Here is a 472-nt window from a genome sequence, read left to right on the forward strand (position 1 = left end):
GATCCGGGGTGCGGCCCTGCAATGCAGGATCACCACAGAGGACCCGGCGAACGGGTTTCGCCCGTACACCGGGCGCATCACCGGGTACCGCTCACCGGGTGGTGCCGGTGTCCGCCTGGACGGCGGCACCAACCTCGGCGCCGAGGTGAGTGCGCATTTCGATTCCATGCTTGTGAAGCTGAGCTGCCGCGGCCGTGATTTCCCGACGGCTGTGGCCCGCGCGCGACGCGCCGTGGCGGAGTTCCGGATTCGCGGGGTGGCCACCAACAGTCCCTGCCTGGCAGCAGTTCTGGAGGATCCCGACTTCGTCGCCGGCCGGGTGACGACGTCGTTCATCGAGCAACGACCACAGTTGCTCACCGCGCGCGGCAGCGCGGATCGTGGCACCCGGATCCTCAACTACCTGGCCGATGTGACGGTCAATCAGCCGCACGGGCCACGGCCCTGCGCGGTCTATCCACGCGACAAGCTG

At 68.4% G+C, this 472-nt stretch carries 1 pseudogene; it reads left to right on the top strand.

Annotation, left to right across the window (positions count from 1 at the left end):
* Positions 1 to 472 (top strand): annotated as a pseudogene (locus RNC47_RS36515) (pyruvate carboxylase); the annotation flags it as partial.

Source organism: Streptomyces millisiae (assembly GCF_031845425.1).
Taxonomy (GTDB): Bacteria; Actinomycetota; Actinomycetes; order Streptomycetales; family Streptomycetaceae; genus Streptomyces; species Streptomyces millisiae.